The organism is Burkholderia sp. RF2-non_BP3 (assembly GCF_001522185.1).
Classification (GTDB): Bacteria; Pseudomonadota; Gammaproteobacteria; order Burkholderiales; family Burkholderiaceae; genus Burkholderia; species Burkholderia diffusa.
Genome location: NZ_LOSU01000043.1, coordinates 365,633 through 383,105 on the forward strand (window position 1 = coordinate 365,633; position 17,473 = coordinate 383,105).

The following is a 17,473-nucleotide window of genomic DNA, read 5'->3' on the forward strand; positions in this document are numbered from 1 at the left end:
TCCTCCGGCGTGGATCAGCGCGGTGCCAGCCGGGCTTCGACCGGCTGCGCGTTGACGGTCGCCTGGATCCTGACGAACCCGGCCGCGCCCGCGTCGAGCTTGAGCGGCCAGCGTCGCGTGCTGCCCGCGAGCGCGTAGCCGAGCAGCCCGCGCGTGACGTCGTGCACGGTGCCGCGCGCGTCGACGAGACGCACCGCTGAAATCTGCGCACGGCGTCCGCCGCGGTTGTCGACCGCGAGCCGCGTGCCGGATCCGTCGCGCTCGACGCGCCAGTCGAGGCGTGGCGTTTGCGGTGTGCCGGCGGGCTCGACGAAGATCGGCACGGAATAGCGCAGCCGGATCGTGATGCCGTTCTCGGCCGGCGTGCCGGGCGCGGGCAGTTCGTCGATCAGCACGCGGTAGCTCTCCTCGGCGGCCGGCGCGCCGCGTCCCGTGCGTACGAGCCGGATCAACTGCTCGGCGTTCGCGCCGATCTGCAGCAGCGGCGGCGAGGCGGCGAGCGCATCGGTCGGCGTCATCACGTCGTCGCCGTTTTCCTGCGTCCAGCGATAGGCGCGGACCTGGCCGTAGATCGGCTGCCCGCCCGGATTGCTGAGCGTCATGCTCGCCGCGGCCGCCGACGGCGGCAGCTCGATCGTCACGGGCGTGATCTGCAGTGTGGCGGCGCACGTGGCCGCGGACGCCGATGCGACGCACAGCGCGGCCAGGGCGCGCGGGATCGATGCCACGGCGCGTCAGAAGTACACGGTGGCGGTGACGGCGGCCTGGTAGGTGTCCGGCTTCGGCGTCGCTTGCGTCGGCACCTGGCCGTACACGTTCAGCACCTGCGCGGAGCCGGTGCCGGTGCCGCCGACCGTGTCGGTGCCTTGCGTGTTGCCCCAGACCGTCGTGTGGCCCGAGTCCTGGTAGAGCTGGTAGCCGACCGTCGTGCTGGTATTGCCACTCGTCGTCCCGGCCATCAGCCGGCTGGAGACCGTCGAGCCGCTGACCGAGCCGGCATCGAGTCCGATGTTGTACGGCGTCGAGTTCGAGCAGGTGACGGAGACCGTGGTCTGCTGGTTGATCGCCGCCGTGAGCACGCCGGACGAGCCGAATGCAAGCGGATTCGCGGCGATCGCGCAGTTTGCCTGGATCGTGAGCGTGACGTTGAACTGGGCGGTGGCCGTGCCGTTCGAATAGACTGCGGCAACGGTGACGGGCTGCAGCGCGGGCGCGAATGCGAAGATGGCCGCGAGCGCGGCTGAAAGAATACGACGTCGGGAAGCGTTCATTATGATTATCTCCTGCCATTCAATGGGGTCGCCCGGCCGCGGAGTGCCTGCCGCGTGGTCTGTTGCCGGTCGCCGTAACCGCTCTGTCGTTGGTGGAAGACTACTCCACGGTTTCGGTCGCGCGCAATGGAGAAAACGCCGACTCGGAGCGCATTGTCAGGGGTTCGAGATCGATGGCCATCGGCGGTTTTGACATGGATCAAGTAACAGTGCGAATGATCGGTGCGCGGACGGATACCATGAGGGCGCTGCCCGGGCCGGAAGCCGGGTCGAACGGACGGGCATTTTCGGGGGAATGCATGGCGGATCACGGATTCCGCACGGCGCGCCGCTGGTTGCGCGCGCTATCGTGCCTGTTGCTGGTCGTGCTGCTCGGCTTGCCGTGGACGTCGGCCCGCGCGGATTCGTGTTCGGTGACGCCGCCGGTGCCGAGCTTCGGCTCGGTCAGTCCGATTACGCAGCAGGCCTATACGACGAACAGCACGATGACCGTGAGTTGCACGTGGGACACACTGAGCCTGAACACAGGTGTGCTCGTTTGCGTGAACCTCGCCGGTACGAGCCCGCGCTACCTGACCAACGGGGCGAACCAGATGCAGTACGACCTGTATCAGGACTCGGGCTATTCGCAGCCTTGGGGCGCGGTCAGCGCCGGCACGACGCCGATATCCGTCTCGTTGACGAAACCGGGGCTCGGCACGTCCGCGAGTACGAACGTGACCATCTACGGCCGCATCGCGGCGAACCAGCCCACCGTGCCGACCGTGAACAATGCCAGCACGGTCTATACGCAGAGCTTCAGCGGCAACCAGGCCGCCTACAGCTACAGCTTTTCGCTGCTCGGCGTGCTGCCGACGCCGTGCGCATCGCAGGCGACGGCGGGCACGATGAGTTTTACCGCCACCGCCACCGTCATCAACAACTGCATCATCAGCGCGACCGGCGTTGCGTTTCCGGCGTCGGGCGTGCTGGCGTCGGCGCTGACCGCGAGCGGCTCGATCAGTGCGCGATGCACGAACGGCGATGCATTCCAGATTGCGTTGAACGGCGGCGCCAGCGGCAGTGTCACTGCACGCACGATGCGACGCACGGGCGGCGGCTCGGTCAGCTATCAGCTCTATCAGGACAGCGCCTTCACGCAACCGTGGGGCGACGGCACCGGCGGCACGACGATGGCGACCGGAACCGGGAGCGGGTTCGCGCAGGCGATCACGATATACGGCCGCGTACCCGCGCAGACGACACCGGCGCCCGGCACCTACAGCGACACCATTACCGCGACGATCAGCTTCTGAGCCGCGTCAATCGCGCACGAGCACGACCAGCTTCAGGTCCTCGCGATGCGCGGGCTTCAGCGTGATCTGCTGATACACGAGGCGGCCGTCGGCCGGATGGTCGAATTCGCGCAGGCCGCCTTCGCGCTCGAACACGTCCTGCGACGCCCAATACTGCGCGAAGGCATCGCTGCCGGCCATCAGTGCGTCGATCAGCGCGCGGGTCGGCGCATCGGCGAGATGGCGGATCGAGTCGGCGCGGAATTCGGCCGCGAGTCGCCGCGCGCGGGTTTCCCAGTCGACGATCAGCGTGCGCGCGGCCGGCGCCATGAACGTGAAGCGCAGCAGGTTGCGGTCGTGTTCGCCGTCGAGCCAGCCCGTGAACAGCGCGGCGGCCGGTGCATTCCATGCGAGCGCGTTCCATTGCCGGTCGAGCACGTAGGCGGGCGTGGCGATCGCGGCGACGGTTGCCGCGAGCGTCGGCGGCAGGTCGCCGGCCGCGACGTCGGGCTCGGCCGGATCGCGCTGCGCGGCCAGTTCGAACAGGTACGCGCGTTCGGCCTTCGACAACTGCAGTGCGACGGCGATCCGCGCGAGCGCATCGGCCGATGCCGACACCGGGCGACCCTGCTCGATCCACGTGTACCAGGTTGGGCTGACGCCGCACAGCTGCGCGACTTCCTCGCGCCGCAGCCCCGGCGTGCGGCGGCGCGGGCCGGGCGGCAGGCCGACGGCCTGCGGCGACAGCCGTTCGCGGTGCGCGCGGATGAATTCGCCGAGTGCGCGGGCGGGCGTCGCGTCGAGGGGCGGGGTGGGGGCGGAGGGCGGCAGGCTCATGCGGAAACGGCTGAAAAGGGGCGCCAAAGGCGCGAAGGATCAGGCAGGTGTAACAAATACCAGAATAACTGCTTAACTTGTACTGGTACAAGCGCGGCCCTATTGTAGCGATTCGCGCGCTGACAGGCAGCGAGCGCACCACCCAAAGAAGGAGCGAACGATGAAACACCACGACCAGGTCGCCGACGCATTCGGCACGACGGCCGCCGCCTACCTGACGAGCACGGTCCACGCGACGGGCGCCGATCTGCAGGCGCTGGCCGACGCCGTGCGCGCGACGCCCGACGCCGCGGTGCTCGATCTCGGTTGCGGTGCGGGCCACGCGAGTTTCGCGGTCGCGCCGCACGTGCGCGAGGTGGTCGCATACGATCTCGCGGCGCCGATGCTCGCGACTGTCGACGCCGCCGCGCGCGAGCGCGGGCTCGCGAACATCCGCACGCAGCAGGGGCCGGCCGAACGGCTGCCGTTCGAAGCCGGCACGTTCGACTGGGTGGTCAGCCGGATGAGCGCGCATCACTGGCACGACGTGCGCGCGGCGCTCGCCGAGGTGCGTCGCGTGCTGAAGCCGGGCGGCCGCGTGCTGATGATCGACATCGCAGGCAACGACCATCCGCTGCTCGACACCTATCTGCAGGCCGCCGAAGTGCTGCGCGACGCGTCGCACGTGCGCGACTACCGTGCCGACGAATGGCTCGCTATGTTCCGCGACGCCGGGTTCGACGCGCACGTGCAGAGCCGCTGGCGCTTGCCGATCGATTTCGATACATGGGTCGAGCGGATCCGCACGCCGGCCGACAGCGTCGCGGGCATCCGCGCGCTGTGGGCGCATGCGCCCGACGAGGTGCGCGGCTACTACGCGGTGCGGACGGACGGCTCGTTCGAGCACGACGCGCTGCTGATCGACGCGCAATGAGCGTATGAGGCGACACGGCGGCCGGCGCCGTCGTGCCGCGCCATGAAAAAAAGCCGCGATATGCGTGGTTGCGTATCGCGGCTTTCGTTTTGCGGCTTTCGCTTCGCGATGCCGGCGCGGCGCCGGGCAGGCCCGCGCCGCGCACGGATCAGCCCGTATTGCGCAGGCCGGCCGCGATCCCGTTGATGGTCAGGTGAATCCCGCGGCGCAGCCGCGCGTTCGTGTCGCCCGCGCGGTGACGCTTGATCAGCTCGACCTGCAGGTGGTTCAGCGGATCGAGATACGGGAAGCGGTTCTTGATCGAGCGCGCGAGCAGCGGGTTGGTCGCGAGGCGGCCTGCGTGACCGGTGATTTCCGCGAGCGCCTGCGACGTGCGCTCCCATTCCGCGACGATCCGCTCAAACACGTGCTTGCGCAGCTTGCGGTCGGCGACCAGTTGCGCATAGCGCGACGCGACCGCGAGATCGGTCTTGGCGAGCACCATGTCCATGTTCGACAGCAGATTCGCGAAGAACGGCCAGGTCTTGTTCATCTTCTTCAGCAGCGCGACGCGCTTCGTGCGTTCGGCCGCGTCCTGCGCACCGTCGAGATACGCGCTCACCGCGCTGCCGAAGCCGTACCAGCCCGTCAGCAGCAGCCGGCACTGGCCCCACGAGAAGCCCCACGGAATCGCGCGCAGGTCTTCGATCCTGCGGTGCTTCGGATCCTGCAGCTTGCGCGAGGCCGGACGGCTGCCGATGTTCAGCTCGGCGATCTCGGTGATCGGCGTCGACGAGAAGAAGTAGTCGGTGAAACCGGGCGTTTCATAGACGAGCGCGCGATACGACGCCATCGCGGCGTCGGACAGCGTCTGCATCACGGCTTCGAACGCGGGCAGCTGGGCGGGCGCGTTCGATTGCGGCAGCAGCGACGCCTCGAGCGTCGCGGCGACCACCGTCTCGAGATTGCGCCGGCCGATTTCGGGGTTCGCGAACTTGCTCGCGATCACCTCGCCCTGTTCGGTCAGGCGGATCTGGCCGTTCACGGTGCCCGGCGGCTGCGACAGGATCGCCTGGTAAGTCGGGCCGCCGCCGCGGCCGACCGTGCCGCCGCGGCCGTGGAACAGCCGCAGCGTGATCTTGCGTTCGCGGAACAGGTCGACGAGCGCGAGCTCCGCGCGATACAGCTCCCAGTTCGACGTCAGGAAGCCGCCGTCCTTGTTGCTGTCCGAGTAGCCGAGCATCACTTCCTGCTCGGCGCCCTGGTGCGCGATCAGCGCGTCGATGCCCGGCAGTGCGAAGTATTCGCGCATGATGCGCGCGGCGTCGCGCAGGTCGGGGATCGTCTCGAACAGCGGAATCACCATCAGGCCGTTGCGCGCGCTGTCATGAGCGGCGCCGAACGCGCCCTCGAGCAGCCCGGTTTCCTTCTGCAGCAGCAGGACTTCGACGAGGTCGCTGACCGTCTCGGTGTGCGAAATGATGTAGTTGCGTACCGCGCGCGGACCGAACTGCGCACGCACCTCGCGTGCCTTCTCGAACACGCCCAGCTCGCTCTGCGCGAGCGCCGAGTATTCGATGTACGGCGAGCGCAGCGGGCGCGGATCGGCAAGCGCGGCAAGCAGCGCGATCAGCTTGTCGTCCTCGGAGAGCGACGCGTAGTCTGCGTGCACGCCGGCACGCGCGAACAGCTCGGCGACCACGGCTTCGTGGATGTCGGAGCTCTGGCGCAAGTCGATGCTCGCGAGATGGAAGCCGAACACCTCGGCCGCGCGCACGAGCGGTGCGAGGCGCGGCGCGGCGAGCGACGTGCCGTGGTGTTCGTCGAGCGAGGCGGTCAGCACCTTGAGGTCGGCGACGAAGGCCTCGGAATCGGCATACGGCACCGCACGCACCGGTGGCGCGCCGCGGCCGGCGCTGCGCACGGGCACCGTGCCTTCGCCGAGTCGTACGCGCGCGCTTGCGGCGAGCCGCGTGTAGATGCCGATCAGCGCACGGCGATACGGTTCGTCGACACGGTGCGGCGACTGGTCCGGCGACGCGGCTGCGAGCGCTTTCACCGCGTCATTCGCGCCGACCAGCAGGTTCGACACCGACAGCTCGGCGCCGAGCTTGTGCACCTGTTCCAGGTAGTGTTCGAGAATCACCGCGGCCTGGCGGTTGATCGCTTCTTCGAGCGTCGGGGCGGTCACGTTCGGATTGCCGTCGCGGTCGCCGCCGATCCAGCTGCCCATCTGGAAGAACGCGGGCACACGCGCGGACAGGCCGTGCTCGGCGAGCGCGGCCTCGATGTCGCCGTACAGCGCAGGCAGCTCGTCGAGGAACGTCGCGCGGTAGTACGACAGCGCGTTCTCGATCTCGTCGCCGACCGTCAGGCGCGCGTCGCGCAGCATGCGGGTCTGCCACAGCGCGGTCACGCGCGCGCGCAGCATCGATTCGTTGTACGAGCGTTCGCGCGCCGTCAGCGGCTGGTCGCGCTCGGCGAGCAGCCGCGCGATGTCGTGCTGCGCGTCGAGGATGCTCTTGCGCTGCACTTCGGTCGGGTGCGCGGTCAGCACCGGGACGATCAGCGCATCGTCGAAGAAGCGCTGCAGCAGGCGCTTCGACGCGTTGCCGGTTGTCTTCAGCTGCTCGAGCGCGTACGCGACGGTGCCGGGCTGTGCCGCGGAGCCGGCCAGCGCGTGGATGCGGCGGCGGCGGTTGTGATGGCGGTCTTCCGCGATGTTCGCCAGATGCGAGAAATAGCTGAACGCGCGCACGACGCTCACCGTCTGCTCCGGCGTCAGCTTGCGCAGCTTCTTCTCCAGCGTTTGCGCGGCCTCGCTGTCGTCCTCGCGGCGAAACTTCACCGCCGTCTGGCGAATGGTCTCGACGACGTCGAACACGGTGTCGCCTTCCTGTTCGCGCACCACGTCGCCGAGCAGGCGGCCGAGGTAGCGGATGTCCTCGAACAGCGGGCCGTCCTTGTCCTCGCGCGTGCGGGCGCCGGGCTTCGCCGCGCCGGCCTTGCCGTTGGCCGGGGCGGCGGTCTTGATCGCGCGTTTTGTCTGACGTATCGGGTCTTTCGGTTTCGTTGCCGTTTTCGCACGGCCGTTCGCGGCGGTGGCGATGGAGCCCGTCTGGGCGTCGGAGGAGGGCAAGGCAGCATTGCGGCGCGTCGTACGCGCCGATCCGGAAGACTTCACGATGGGTTTCCTTGGGAAAGCTCGAGTCAAAAGGGACTGCGGGGACTGCGGAAACTACGGGAACTGCGGTCAAGCAACCAGCTACGTGCGGCACATCCGCGCATCGGTGTCGCCGCCGGCGCCGAAGCGCGGCGGGCGCAGGCGCCGGGCCCGGGCGGGCCGGGGCGTGCGTGCTACCATTGTTCGATCTTCAATCCCGTCCTTCGATTGTTCCTGCAATGAATTCCGAGATCTCTTCGGCCGGGCCGCGGTCGGCACAAGCCCCCGTGACGCTGACGATTGCTTCGCGCGAGAGTCGCCTGGCGATGTGGCAAGCCGAACATGTGCGTGATGCGCTGCGCAAATTATATCCAGCTTGTGACGTGAAAATCCTCGGGATGACGACCCGTGGCGATCAGATTCTCGACCGCACGCTGTCGAAGGTCGGCGGCAAGGGCCTGTTCGTGAAGGAACTGGAGAACGCGCTCGCCGACGGCCGTGCCGACCTGGCCGTGCATTCGCTGAAGGACGTGCCGATGGCGCTGCCCGACGGCTTCTCGCTCGCCGCGATCATGGAGCGCGAGGATCCGCGCGACGCGTTCGTGTCGAACGACTACGCGTCGCTCGACGCGCTGCCGGCCGGCGCGGTCGTCGGTACGTCGAGCCTGCGCCGCGAGGCGATGCTGCGCGCGCGTTATCCGCACCTGAACGTGCTGCCGCTGCGCGGCAATCTCGACACGCGCCTGTCGAAGCTCGATCGCGGCGACTATGCGGCGATCATTCTCGCGGCCGCGGGCCTGAAGCGCCTTGGCCTCGAAGCGCGAATCCGCGCGCTGATCGGCGTCGAGGACAGCCCGCCGGCCGCCGGCCAGGGCGCGCTCGGCATCGAAATCGCCGCGCATCGCACGGACGTCGCGGGATGGCTCGCGCCGCTGCACGACCCGCGGACCGCGCTCGCGGTCGAGGCCGAGCGGATGGTGTCGCGCGCGCTCGGCGGCAGCTGCGAGGTGCCGCTCGCCGCCCACGCGGTGTGGCGCGCGGGCGAGCTGTACCTGACGGGCCGCGTGTCGACGACCGACGGACAGCGCGTGCTGACCGCGGAGGAGTGCGGTGCCGTCATGACCGTCGCCGATGCGCTCGCGCTCGGCCGTGCCGTGTCCGACGAGCTCGAGGCGCAGGGCGCGCGCGACATCGTCAACGCACTGCTCGCCGGCTCGCAGGCCGGCAAGGGCGACGCCTGATGGCGGGCGGCGCGCGCGCGTTCACCGCCGTCCTGACACGCCCGGACGGTCAGTCGGCCGCGCTTGCGGCCCAACTGGCCGAGGCCGGTTGCGACGTGCTCGAATTCCCGCTGATCGACATCGCGCCGGTCGACGATCCGGCGCCGCTCGACGCCGCGTTCGCGGCGCTTGAGCGTTACGCGCTCGTGATCTTCGTGTCGCCGAACGCGATCGACCGCGCGCTCGCGCAGTACGGCGCGATCTGGCCGAATGCGCTGCCGGTCGGCGTCGTCGGCCCCGGCAGCGTCGCGGCGCTCGAGCGCCACGGCATCGCGGCGCCCACGCATCGCGTGATCGCGCCGCAGGCGCCCGCCGATGGCGGCGTCCCGCATTACGATTCGGAAAGCCTGTTCGCGAGCATCGAGGCCGCGTTCGGCGGCGCGCATGCGCTCGCCGGCCGGCACGTGCTGATCGTGCGCGGCGACGGCGGCCGCGAATGGCTCGCCGAGCGGCTGCGCGAAGCCGGCGCGGAGGTCACGCTGGTCGCCGCGTACCGGCGCGTCGTGCCCGAGCCGCGCATCGGCGCGTGGGAGCGCGTGCATGCGCTGCTCGCCGGCGCGCCGCACGCGTGGCTCGTCACGAGCTCGGAGGGCGTGCGCAACCTGCACGAACTCTCTCGCGCGCATCTGAACGACGCCGAGATCGACGCGCTGAAGCATGCGCCGCTCGTGACGCCGCATCCGCGTATCGAGCAGACCGCGCGCGCACTGGGTTTTGATAGGATTACGCTGACCGGCGCGGGCGATGAGCGCATCGTCCGCGCGTTTCGAACGATGGCCGACGAGGCCGTCCAACCGGCGACAGCCGCACCGGTGACTAAACGCATGACAGATACCAACGATTCCAAAGGCGTCGCTTCCCAGCTGGCCGCTGCATCCGCACCGCCGTCCAGTCCTCCTTATCTCGCGTCCGAACCGCATGCGCGCCGCGGCGGCAGCGCGGCGCTGTGGTTCGTCGTCGTCGTGCTCGGCTGCGCGGCGGGTGTGGGCGGCTACGCGCTGAACCGCAAGGTCGACCGGCTCGACGAGTCGTTCGTCGCGCGCCAGAAGGCGCTCGATGCGCAGGCGGCCGAAACCCGCACGAAGACCGAGCAGGCGCTCGCGAGCACGCATCAGGTCGACACGCAGCTTGCGCAGCTCGACGGCAAGCTCGCCGACGCGCAGAGCGCGCAGCAGGCGCTGCAGCAGCAATACCAGGACCTGTCGCGCAACCGCGACGCCTGGATGCTCGAGGAAGTCGATCAGATGCTGTCGAGCGCGAGCCAGCAACTGCAGCTGACGGGGAACACGCAACTCGCGCTGATCGCGCTGCAGAATGCCGATGCGCGCCTCGCGACGTCGCAGAGTGCGCAGGCCGTGACGGTGCGCAAGGCGCTCGCGCAGGACATCGAGAAGCTGAAGGCCGCACCGTCGGCCGACCTCACGGGCCTCGCGATCAAGCTCGACGACGCGATCGCGAAGATCGACGCGCTGCCGCTGTCCGGCGAGGCGATCGTCCCGCATGCGGCACCGAAGGCCGTGCCGGCCGACGCCGCGTCGTCGGCCGCGGCCGTGGCCGGCGAGCCGCGCTGGAAGGTGTGGTGGCATGACTTCTCGGCCGGGCTCGGCCAGCAGCTGAAGGGCCTCGTGCAGGTGCGCCGGATCGACAACGCCGACGCGATGCTCGCATCGCCGGACCAGGGCTACTTCGTGCGCGAGAACGTGAAGCTGCGCCTGCTCACCGCGCGGCTGTCGCTGCTCGCGCGCAATGACGGCGCGATGAAGGCCGACCTGCATGCGGCGCAGGCGTCGCTCGGCAAGTATTTCGACCAGGCATCGAGGGACACGCAAACCGTCGAGGATCTGCTCAGGCAGGTCGACGGCGCATCGCTGACGGTCGCGGTGCCGAACCTGAACACGAGCCTGAACGCCGTTCAGCAGTTCAAGAGCCGGGGGTAACGATGACGCTTCGAGGAATCGTCTGGCTCGCGATCCTGTTCGCGATCGCCGCGGCACTCGCCACCGTCGGCCATTTCGACGCGGGGCAGGTGCTGCTCGTCTATCCGCCGTACCGGGTCGACGTGTCGCTGAACCTGTTCGTGATCTCCATCGTCGTGTTGTTCATCGTCGTGTACGCGCTGCTGCGCATCGTGCGCAACATCTGGCGCATGCCGCAGCGGGTCGCCGCATATCGTGCGCGCTCGCGCAACGAGAAGGCACAGGCGTCGCTGCGCGATGCGATCGCGAACCTGTACGCAGGCCGCTTCTCGCGCGCCGAGAAGGCCGCGCGCGACGCGCTCGCGGTCGATGCGAACCAGGGCGCCGCGAGTCTCGTCGCGGCGACCGCCGCGCACCGGATGCACGAATACACGCGCCGCGACGACTGGCTGTCGAAGGTCGACGCGCCGGAATGGCAGGACGCACGGCTGCTTGCCGCGGCCGACATGCGCGCGGATGCGCGCGATGCCGACGGTGCGCTCGCCGCGCTGGCCGACCTGCAGGCGGGCGGCAAGCGCATCCATGCGCAGCAGGTCGCGCTGCGCGCACAGCAGCAGTTGAAGAACTGGGCCGAGGTGCTGAAGCTCGCGAAGGCGCTCGAGAAGCGCGAGGCGCTGCATCCGGCCGCGGCCGTGCGGCTGCGCCAGCAGGCGGCGGAGAATCTGCTGCGCGAACGCCGGCACGACCCGGACGCGCTCCTCGAGGTGTGGCAGTCGCTGTCGCCGCTCGAGCGCCAGTCGCCGCGCCTGGCCGATCTCGCGGCCGACCTGCTGGTGACGCTCGAGCGCCGCACCGAAGCGCGCCGCATCGTCGAGGAAGCGCTCGCGCACAACTGGGACGCGCGCCTCCTGCGCCGCTATCCGGACACGGCCGGCGGCGATGCGTTGCCGCTGATCCAGAAGGCCGAAGGGTGGAAGAAGGATCACCCGGAGGATGCCGACCTGCTGTTCGCGCTCGGCCGTCTCTGCCAGCAGCAGCAGCTGTGGGGCAAGGCGCAGTCGTTCCTCGAAGCCGCGCTGAAGCAGGCCGACAACGAGGCGCTGAAGGTGCGTGCGCACCGTGCGCTCGCCCGCCTGTTCGAGCATCTCGGCGAAACCGACAAGGCGGCCAAGCATTACCGCGAAAGCGCGCTCGCGATTACCGTGGTCTGATGCGGCGGCGCTTGCCCGCCGCGCGTAAAAAAGCCCCGAACGCCAATCGGCCTTCGGGGCTTTTTCATGCATAGCACTGCGGCAGGCACGTCGTGACGTGCGGCATCACCTGTCGACAAGCCGCTTCGGCACCGACAGCGCAAGCAGTCCGCCGAGCACGAGGAACCCGGCGAGCATGTACATGCCCGCGTCGTTGGCGCCCGTCGCCTGCTTGAGCCAGCCCATCATGTACGGGCTCAGGAAGCCCGCGAGGTTGCCGATCGAATTGATCATCGCGATGCCCGCTGCAGCGGCCGCACCGCCGAGGAACGCGGTCGGCAGGCTCCAGAACAGCGGCAGCGTCGTCAGGATGCCCATGGTCGCGAGCGTGAGGCCGAGCATCGCGAGCGCCGTCTGGTGCGCCCAGATCACCGACAGCACGAGCCCGAGCGCGCCGAACGCGGCCGGAATCGCGAGGTGCCAGCGTCGTTCGCGGCGCTTGTCCGCGCTGTGCGCGATCAGGATCATCGCGACCACCGCCGCCGCATACGGAACCGCCGACAGCAGGCCGATCATGAACGTGTCGGTCACGCCGGTCGCCTTGATGATCGTCGGCAGCCAGAAGCCGACGCCGTACAGCCCCATCACGAACGAGAAGTAGATGAGCGCCATTAGCCACACGCGCGGGCTCGCCATCACCGCGCCGAGCGGCAGGTCTTCCTTCGTTGCTTCTTCCGCGTCGACGTTGCGCGCGAGCAGCGCTTTTTCGTCGTCGGTGAGCCATTTGGCCTTCGCGATCCGGTCGTCGAGCGCGAAGAACACGAGCACGCCGGCCAGCACCGACGGGATCCCTTCGAGCAGGAACAGCCATTGCCAGCCGTGCCAGCCGCTCACGCCGTTGAACGCCTTCAGGATGAAGCCGGAGATCGGCCCGCCGATCACGCCGGACAACGCGACTGCCGTCATGAAGAACGTCGTCATCCGGCCGCGCCGGTGCGCGGGATACCAGTAGGTGAGGTACAGGATCACGCCGGGGAAGAAGCCGGCTTCGGCGACGCCGAGCAGGAAGCGCATCACGTAGAACATCGCGGGCGTCGTGACGAACATCGTCAGGATCGAGATCACGCCCCACGTCGCCATGATGCGCGCGATCCAGACGCGCGCGCCGACCTTGTGCAGGATGATGTTGCTCGGCACTTCGAACAGGAAGTAGCCGAAGAAGAAAATCCCGGCGCCCAGCCCGTAGACCGTGTCGCTGAGATTCAGGTCGCTCGCCATCTGCAGCTTCGCGAAGCCGACGTTCACGCGGTCGAGATACGCGACCACGTAGCACAGCAGCAGGAGCGGCGTGAGCCGCCAGGACACCTTGCGGTAGGTTGCTTCCTCGAATGCGCCGGACGAGCCCGGCAGCGACTGCGTCGATGTTGCCATGTTGTCTCCAGTTCTTGTCGTTGTCCGGACCGGGCGCGTCGGCGCCCGATCCGGTGTCGTGCGAAGCAATGATGATGCTTGGATACGGCGCACGCCGGCGATGCCGGTGCGCGCAATTCACGGCGGTGCGGCTAGATGCAGCGCCCGCCGTCGACTTCGAGGCAGACGCCGGTGATGAACTCGGCTTCGTCGGATGCAAGGTACAGCGCCGCGTTCGCAATGTCCTGCGGCGTCGAAAAGCGGCCGAGCGGAATCGTTGCCAGGAACCGGCGGCGATTCTCCGGCGTGTCCTCGCATCCCATGAACTCGGTCATCAGGCCCGTCTCGCCGAGCACCGGGTTGATGCAGTTCACGCGGATCCGGTCGGCGCCGAGCTCGGCCGCGAGCGACTTGCTCGCGGTGATCATCGCGCCCTTCGTGCTGTTGTACCAGACGAGGCCCGGGCGCGGCCGCACGCCGGCCGTCGACGCGACGTTCACGAACACGCCGCCGCCCTGGGTGCGGAAATATGGCACGAAGGTCTGCACGCTCCAGAACAGGCTCTTCATGTTGACGGCATACACGCGGTCGAACTCGGCTTCCGTCACGTCGAGCACCGGCTTGTTGCGGTGCGTGGTGCCGGCGTTGTTCACGACGATCTGCACCGAATGGAAATCGTCGAGCGCGGCTTGCAGCAGCGCGCGCCAGTCGGTGTCCTTCGACACGTCGCCCGCGACCGCGATCGCCTTGCCGCCCGCCAGCGCGATCTCGCTCGCGACGCGCTCGGCCGCCGCGCCGTTCAGGTCGTTGACGACGACGTTCGCGCCTTCTCGCGCATAGGTCTTCGCGATGCCCTCGCCGAAGCCCGAACCGCCGCCCGTGACGATGGCCGTCTTGCCGCTCAGCCGCATGATGTGTCTCCTGTGTTGGAAGCGTGCGTGGTGTTTCGGTGCGCGGCCGGTCGTCGCCGGCCGCGTTCGTCCGGTTCAGCCGTGCCGGATCGCGATCGTCTTCAGCGTGGTGAAGCCGTACAGCGCCTCGAAGCCTTTCTCGCGACCATGCCCCGAGTGGCCGACGCCGCCGAATGGCAGCTCGACGCCGCCGCCCGCGCCGTAGTTGTTGACGAACACCTGGCCCGCGCGCAGGCGGCGCGCGAGACGCAGCTGGCGTGCGCCGTCGCGGGTCCAGATGCCGGCGACGAGGCCGTACGGCGTGCCGTTCGCGAGCGCAACCGCTTCGTCTTCGTCGACGAAGCGCATTGCGGCAAGCACCGGGCCGAACACTTCTTCCTGCGCGAGGCGATGCGATGGCGGCACGTCGCGCAGCAGCGCGGGGGCCTGATAGAAGCCGCTTTCGGGCGCCTCGGCGACGACCTGGCCGTGCGCGGCCATCGGAATGCCGTCGTGCTGCGCGTCGGACAGAAAATCCCACACGCGCTGCTGCTGCTTCGCGTTGATCAGCGGGCCGCAGTCGAGATCCGCGCGGCTCGGGCCGACCCGCAGCCCGTTGAAGGCGGTGGCGAGCCGTTCGACGAGCGGCTCGTACACCGCGCGCTCGATCAGCACGCGGCTGCCGGCCGAGCAGGTCTGCCCGCCGTTCTGCACGATCGCCGACACGAGCACGGGCAGCGCCGCGTCGAGATCGGCGTCGGCGAACACGATCTGCGGCGACTTGCCGCCGAGCTCGAGCGTGACGGGGACATGATTCTCCGCCGCCATCTGCGTGACCAGCTTGCCGGTTGCGGGCGAGCCGGTGAACGAGATGTGGTCGATGCCGGGATGGCGCGCGAGCGCGGCGCCTGCTTCATGGCCGTAGCCGGTGACGACGTTCAGCGCACCGGACGGCAGCCCGGCTTCGGCGGCCAGCTCGGCCACGCGCAGCACGGACAGGCACGCATCCTCGGCCGGCTTCACGACGCATGCGTTGCCGGCCGCGAGCGCCGCGCCGACGCTGCGCCCGAAGATCTGCATCGGGTAGTTCCACGGCACGATGTGGCCGGTGACGCCGTGCGGCTCGCGCACCGTCAGCACCGTGTAGCCGGCTTGATAGGGAAGGGTCTCGCCGTGCAGCTTGTCGGCGGCGCCCGCGTAGAACTCGAAGTAGCGCGCGAGCGCGGCGGCGTCGGCACGCGCCTGCTTCAATGGCTTGCCGGTGTCGCGCGCCTCGATCGCGGCGAGTTCCTCGAGGTGGTCGGCGACGCGCGCGGACAGCCGCATCAGCACGCGGCCGCGCTCGGCGGCGCTCGCCGCGCCCCACGGGCCCGCGAACGCGTCGCGGGCCGCGGCGACCGCGCGCTCGATGTCGGGCGCGGTGCCGCGCGCGATCGTCGCGAACGGCTGACCGTCGGATGGGTCGACGACCGGAATCGTCTCCAGTTGCGCGGGTAACGTCCATTCGCCCGCGATGAAGTGCTTCGCCTCTTCCATGCCTGCTCCTGTCGACCCGGGTTGGCGCTTCGGCGCTTGCTCGGGCCCCATGCAAATCTGTTGGTGCTTCAGCGGTTACGCGGATCCCATGCAACGTCGCCCGCGGTTCGATGGCCGGACATCCGGAACGATTATCGCGCCGATCGTCATCCGGACGCCACCGGTCGATTGGCTATAATGGCGCATTCCCTGCGGGGACGCCCGCGGCGGTGCATCGGCTGCGGCGCCCTGTCCCGAATTCCCATCGACCAACAGAGAGCGCTATGAGCTTCAATCATGTTCCGGCCGGCAAGGACCTGCCGCACGATTTCAACGTGATCATCGAGATCCCCGCGCAAAGCGATCCGGTGAAGTACGAGGCGGACAAGGAGCTGGGTCTCCTCGTCGTCGACCGCTTCATCGGCACGGGCATGCGCTACCCGGTCAACTACGGCTACATCCCGCAGACGCTGTCGGGCGACGGCGATCCGGTCGACGTGCTGGTGATCACGCCGTTCCCGCTGCTGGCCGGCTCGATCGTGCGTTCGCGCGTGCTCGGCATGCTGCAAATGACCGACGAGTCGGGCGTCGACGCGAAGCTCGTCGCCGTGCCGCACGACAAGGTCTGCCCGATGACGGCGAACCTGAAGTCGATCGACGACGTGCCCGAGTACCTGAAGGACCAGATCAAGCACTTCTTCGAGCAATACAAGGCGCTCGAGAAGGGCAAGTGGGTGAAGGTCGAAGGCTGGGCCGGCATCGACGCCGCGCACAAGGAAATCGCCGACGGCGCCGCGAACTACAAGAAGTAAGCCGGCAGGCCGGCCTCGCGGCCGGTTCGTTCGGAACGCAAAACCGCGCGTGTCTCCTCAGGAGGCCGCGCGGTTTTGTTTTGTGCGCGCGGTGGCGCGTGCGAGGGTTTTCTTGCGGGCCGGCGCCGGCTGGGCGCCAGCACTCGGCGCGGCCTTCGCACGTTTCGCGCCCGTTGCGCGGCGCGCGGGGGCAGCGGGGGCCGGGGCGGCCTCGATGACTTCGGCGGTGGCCTTCCTTGTCGACGGACGGCCGCGCGCCGGGGCGGAAGCAGGGGCGGCGAGTCCGTTCGCGGCAGGCTTGCCGCCGGCTGCCGACGCTTTCCGCTTCGGCAATGCGTTCGTGGCCGGCTTGTCCCGTTTTGCCGGCGTGCCGCGCGCGGCGGTCTTTTTCCCTTCCGTGTCGTCGGCGGTCCCGGCACGTTTCCTGGAGACAGGCGAGGTTTTTGCCGACGTTGGCGCCGTTGCGGCGCGTCGGGTGTTCGCGATTTTCGCGGACGCGGTCTTTTTTCCGGCAGTTCCGCTCGTCGCGGCCTTATCGCGAGCCTCTTCAGTTTCGGCCGGCCCGTTCGCAATGTCGGCGCGCTTCGCCTTCACCTTCTTGCCGTCCTGCGGCACTGCGGCGTCGACGTTTCCGTCGATCGACATCCCGGCCGGCAACACCGATTCGAGCGTCCGGATTCCAGCCGCCAGCTCGCGTTTCTGCGCGGCCGTGAGCCGCTTCACCCAATATTCGGCGCGCGACGCGATCGACCGGTCGGGCAGCGGGAACGATGCGAGCACGGCGCGCGGCTTGCGCGAGCGCGTATAGCGCGCGCCCTTGCCGGACGCGTGCTCGTCGAAGCGCGCGGCGACGTCGGTCGTGATGCCCGTGTAGACGCTGTCGTCGGCGCACTCGATCAGATACAGAAACCAGGACATGGGAAGGCGGCGGGATGCGAAGCCGTCAGTGTCTCAGAAATGGCGGGCGTCAACGCCACCGATCGCCGTGACCTTCGCCGAAGCGGATGTGCCGGCCGGCCGATG

The 17,473-nt window shown here is 69.0% G+C and carries 14 protein-coding genes; 6 read left to right on the top strand and 8 right to left on the bottom strand.

All coding sequences use genetic code 11. The features are described from left to right. Positions 1-14: 14 nt before the first annotated feature. Together WS45_RS23600 and WS45_RS23605 are read right to left on the bottom strand one after the other, a co-directional pair. Entirely contained in the window at positions 15-728 is a 714-nt protein-coding gene (locus WS45_RS23600) for a fimbrial biogenesis chaperone (protein WP_059701921.1), read from the bottom strand. Between the two features lie 6 nt (positions 729-734). After that, complete coding sequence (locus WS45_RS23605; RefSeq protein ID WP_059701923.1) at positions 735-1,271, bottom strand: Csu type fimbrial protein; 537 nt, start codon at positions 1,269-1,271, stop codon at positions 735-737. 299 nt (positions 1,272-1,570) lie between these two features. Here WS45_RS23605 and WS45_RS23610 point away from each other — a divergent pair, with 299 nt between their 5' ends. Continuing rightward, positions 1,571-2,566, top strand: a complete 996-nt coding sequence (locus WS45_RS23610; protein ID WP_059701925.1) for a Csu type fimbrial protein — start codon at positions 1,571-1,573, stop codon at positions 2,564-2,566. 6 nt (positions 2,567-2,572) lie between these two features. On the opposite strand, the gene WS45_RS23615 is transcribed toward WS45_RS23610, so the two are convergent. Beyond that, a complete protein-coding gene (locus WS45_RS23615; protein ID WP_059701927.1) occupies positions 2,573-3,382 on the bottom strand; it encodes a helix-turn-helix transcriptional regulator in 810 nt (269 codons plus the stop codon). A gap of 160 nt (positions 3,383-3,542) precedes the next feature. Here WS45_RS23615 and WS45_RS23620 point away from each other — a divergent pair, with 160 nt between their 5' ends. Further along, a complete protein-coding gene (locus tag WS45_RS23620; protein ID WP_059527529.1) occupies positions 3,543-4,295 on the top strand; it encodes a class I SAM-dependent methyltransferase in 753 nt (250 codons plus the stop codon). Positions 4,296-4,443: 148 nt separating this feature from the next. On the opposite strand, the gene ppc is transcribed toward WS45_RS23620, so the two are convergent. Then, positions 4,444-7,458, bottom strand: a complete 3,015-nt coding sequence (gene ppc, locus WS45_RS23625) for a phosphoenolpyruvate carboxylase (protein WP_059701929.1) — start codon at positions 7,456-7,458, stop codon at positions 4,444-4,446. Between the two features lie 218 nt (positions 7,459-7,676). On the opposite strand from ppc, the gene hemC reads away from it, so the two are divergent. Genes hemC through WS45_RS23640 form a run of 3 tightly spaced genes read left to right on the top strand, consistent with a single transcriptional unit; the run spans position 7,677 to position 11,844 of the window. Next, positions 7,677-8,678, top strand: a complete 1,002-nt coding sequence (hemC, locus tag WS45_RS23630) for a hydroxymethylbilane synthase (RefSeq protein ID WP_059527523.1) — start codon at positions 7,677-7,679, stop codon at positions 8,676-8,678. After that, on the top strand, positions 8,678-10,654 hold the full coding sequence (hemDX, locus tag WS45_RS23635) for a fused uroporphyrinogen-III synthase HemD/membrane protein HemX (protein WP_059701931.1): 1,977 nt from the start codon (positions 8,678-8,680) through the stop codon (positions 10,652-10,654). The genes hemC and hemDX overlap by 1 nt, the downstream gene beginning before the upstream one ends. Positions 10,655-10,656: 2 nt before the next feature. Further along, a complete protein-coding gene (locus tag WS45_RS23640) occupies positions 10,657-11,844 on the top strand; it encodes a heme biosynthesis protein HemY (protein ID WP_059527516.1) in 1,188 nt (395 codons plus the stop codon). Between the two features lie 105 nt (positions 11,845-11,949). On the opposite strand, the gene WS45_RS23645 is transcribed toward WS45_RS23640, so the two are convergent. The 3 genes from WS45_RS23645 to WS45_RS23655 form a co-directional block, all read right to left on the bottom strand. After that, positions 11,950-13,254, bottom strand: a complete 1,305-nt coding sequence (locus WS45_RS23645; protein ID WP_059527504.1) for an MFS transporter — start codon at positions 13,252-13,254, stop codon at positions 11,950-11,952. Positions 13,255-13,385: 131 nt separating this feature from the next. Next, positions 13,386-14,144: an SDR family oxidoreductase gene (locus WS45_RS23650; protein WP_059527501.1), complete on the bottom strand. Its 759-nt coding sequence runs from the start codon at positions 14,142-14,144 to the stop codon at positions 13,386-13,388. 75 nt (positions 14,145-14,219) lie between these two features. Next, entirely contained in the window at positions 14,220-15,659 is a 1,440-nt protein-coding gene (locus WS45_RS23655) for an aldehyde dehydrogenase family protein (RefSeq protein WP_059701933.1), read from the bottom strand. A 263-nt stretch (positions 15,660-15,922) separates the two neighbouring features. On the opposite strand from WS45_RS23655, the gene ppa reads away from it, so the two are divergent. Further along, positions 15,923-16,450 carry an inorganic diphosphatase gene (gene ppa / locus WS45_RS23660; RefSeq protein WP_011885693.1) on the top strand — a complete coding sequence of 176 codons (528 nt, stop codon included), beginning with the start codon at positions 15,923-15,925 and terminating at the stop codon, positions 16,448-16,450. Between the two features lie 57 nt (positions 16,451-16,507). Here ppa and WS45_RS23665 read toward each other — a convergent pair whose 3' ends face one another. Continuing rightward, positions 16,508-17,368 carry a GIY-YIG nuclease family protein gene (locus WS45_RS23665; protein ID WP_059701935.1) on the bottom strand — a complete coding sequence of 287 codons (861 nt, stop codon included), beginning with the start codon at positions 17,366-17,368 and terminating at the stop codon, positions 16,508-16,510. Between the last annotated feature and the right edge of the window lie 105 nt (positions 17,369-17,473).

Bases quoted from the DNA above. Each gene is read 5' to 3' on its own strand.
- WS45_RS23620 (WP_059527529.1), top strand. From the start codon at position 3,543: ATGAAACACCACGACCAGGTCGCCGACGCATTCGGCACGACGGCCGCC.
- WS45_RS23650 (WP_059527501.1), bottom strand. From the start codon at position 14,144: ATGCGGCTGAGCGGCAAGACGGCCATCGTCACGGGCGGCGGTTCGGGC.
- hemC (WP_059527523.1), top strand. From the start codon at position 7,677: ATGAATTCCGAGATCTCTTCGGCCGGGCCGCGGTCGGCACAAGCCCCC.
- WS45_RS23610 (WP_059701925.1), top strand. From the start codon at position 1,571: ATGGCGGATCACGGATTCCGCACGGCGCGCCGCTGGTTGCGCGCGCTA.
- WS45_RS23665 (WP_059701935.1), bottom strand. From the start codon at position 17,368: ATGTCCTGGTTTCTGTATCTGATCGAGTGCGCCGACGACAGCGTCTAC.
- ppa (WP_011885693.1), top strand. From the start codon at position 15,923: ATGAGCTTCAATCATGTTCCGGCCGGCAAGGACCTGCCGCACGATTTC.
- WS45_RS23605 (WP_059701923.1), bottom strand. From the start codon at position 1,271: ATGAACGCTTCCCGACGTCGTATTCTTTCAGCCGCGCTCGCGGCCATC.
- WS45_RS23640 (WP_059527516.1), top strand. From the start codon at position 10,657: ATGACGCTTCGAGGAATCGTCTGGCTCGCGATCCTGTTCGCGATCGCC.
- WS45_RS23615 (WP_059701927.1), bottom strand. From the start codon at position 3,382: ATGAGCCTGCCGCCCTCCGCCCCCACCCCGCCCCTCGACGCGACGCCC.
- WS45_RS23655 (WP_059701933.1), bottom strand. From the start codon at position 15,659: ATGGAAGAGGCGAAGCACTTCATCGCGGGCGAATGGACGTTACCCGCG.
- hemDX (WP_059701931.1), top strand. From the start codon at position 8,678: ATGGCGGGCGGCGCGCGCGCGTTCACCGCCGTCCTGACACGCCCGGAC.
- WS45_RS23645 (WP_059527504.1), bottom strand. From the start codon at position 13,254: ATGGCAACATCGACGCAGTCGCTGCCGGGCTCGTCCGGCGCATTCGAG.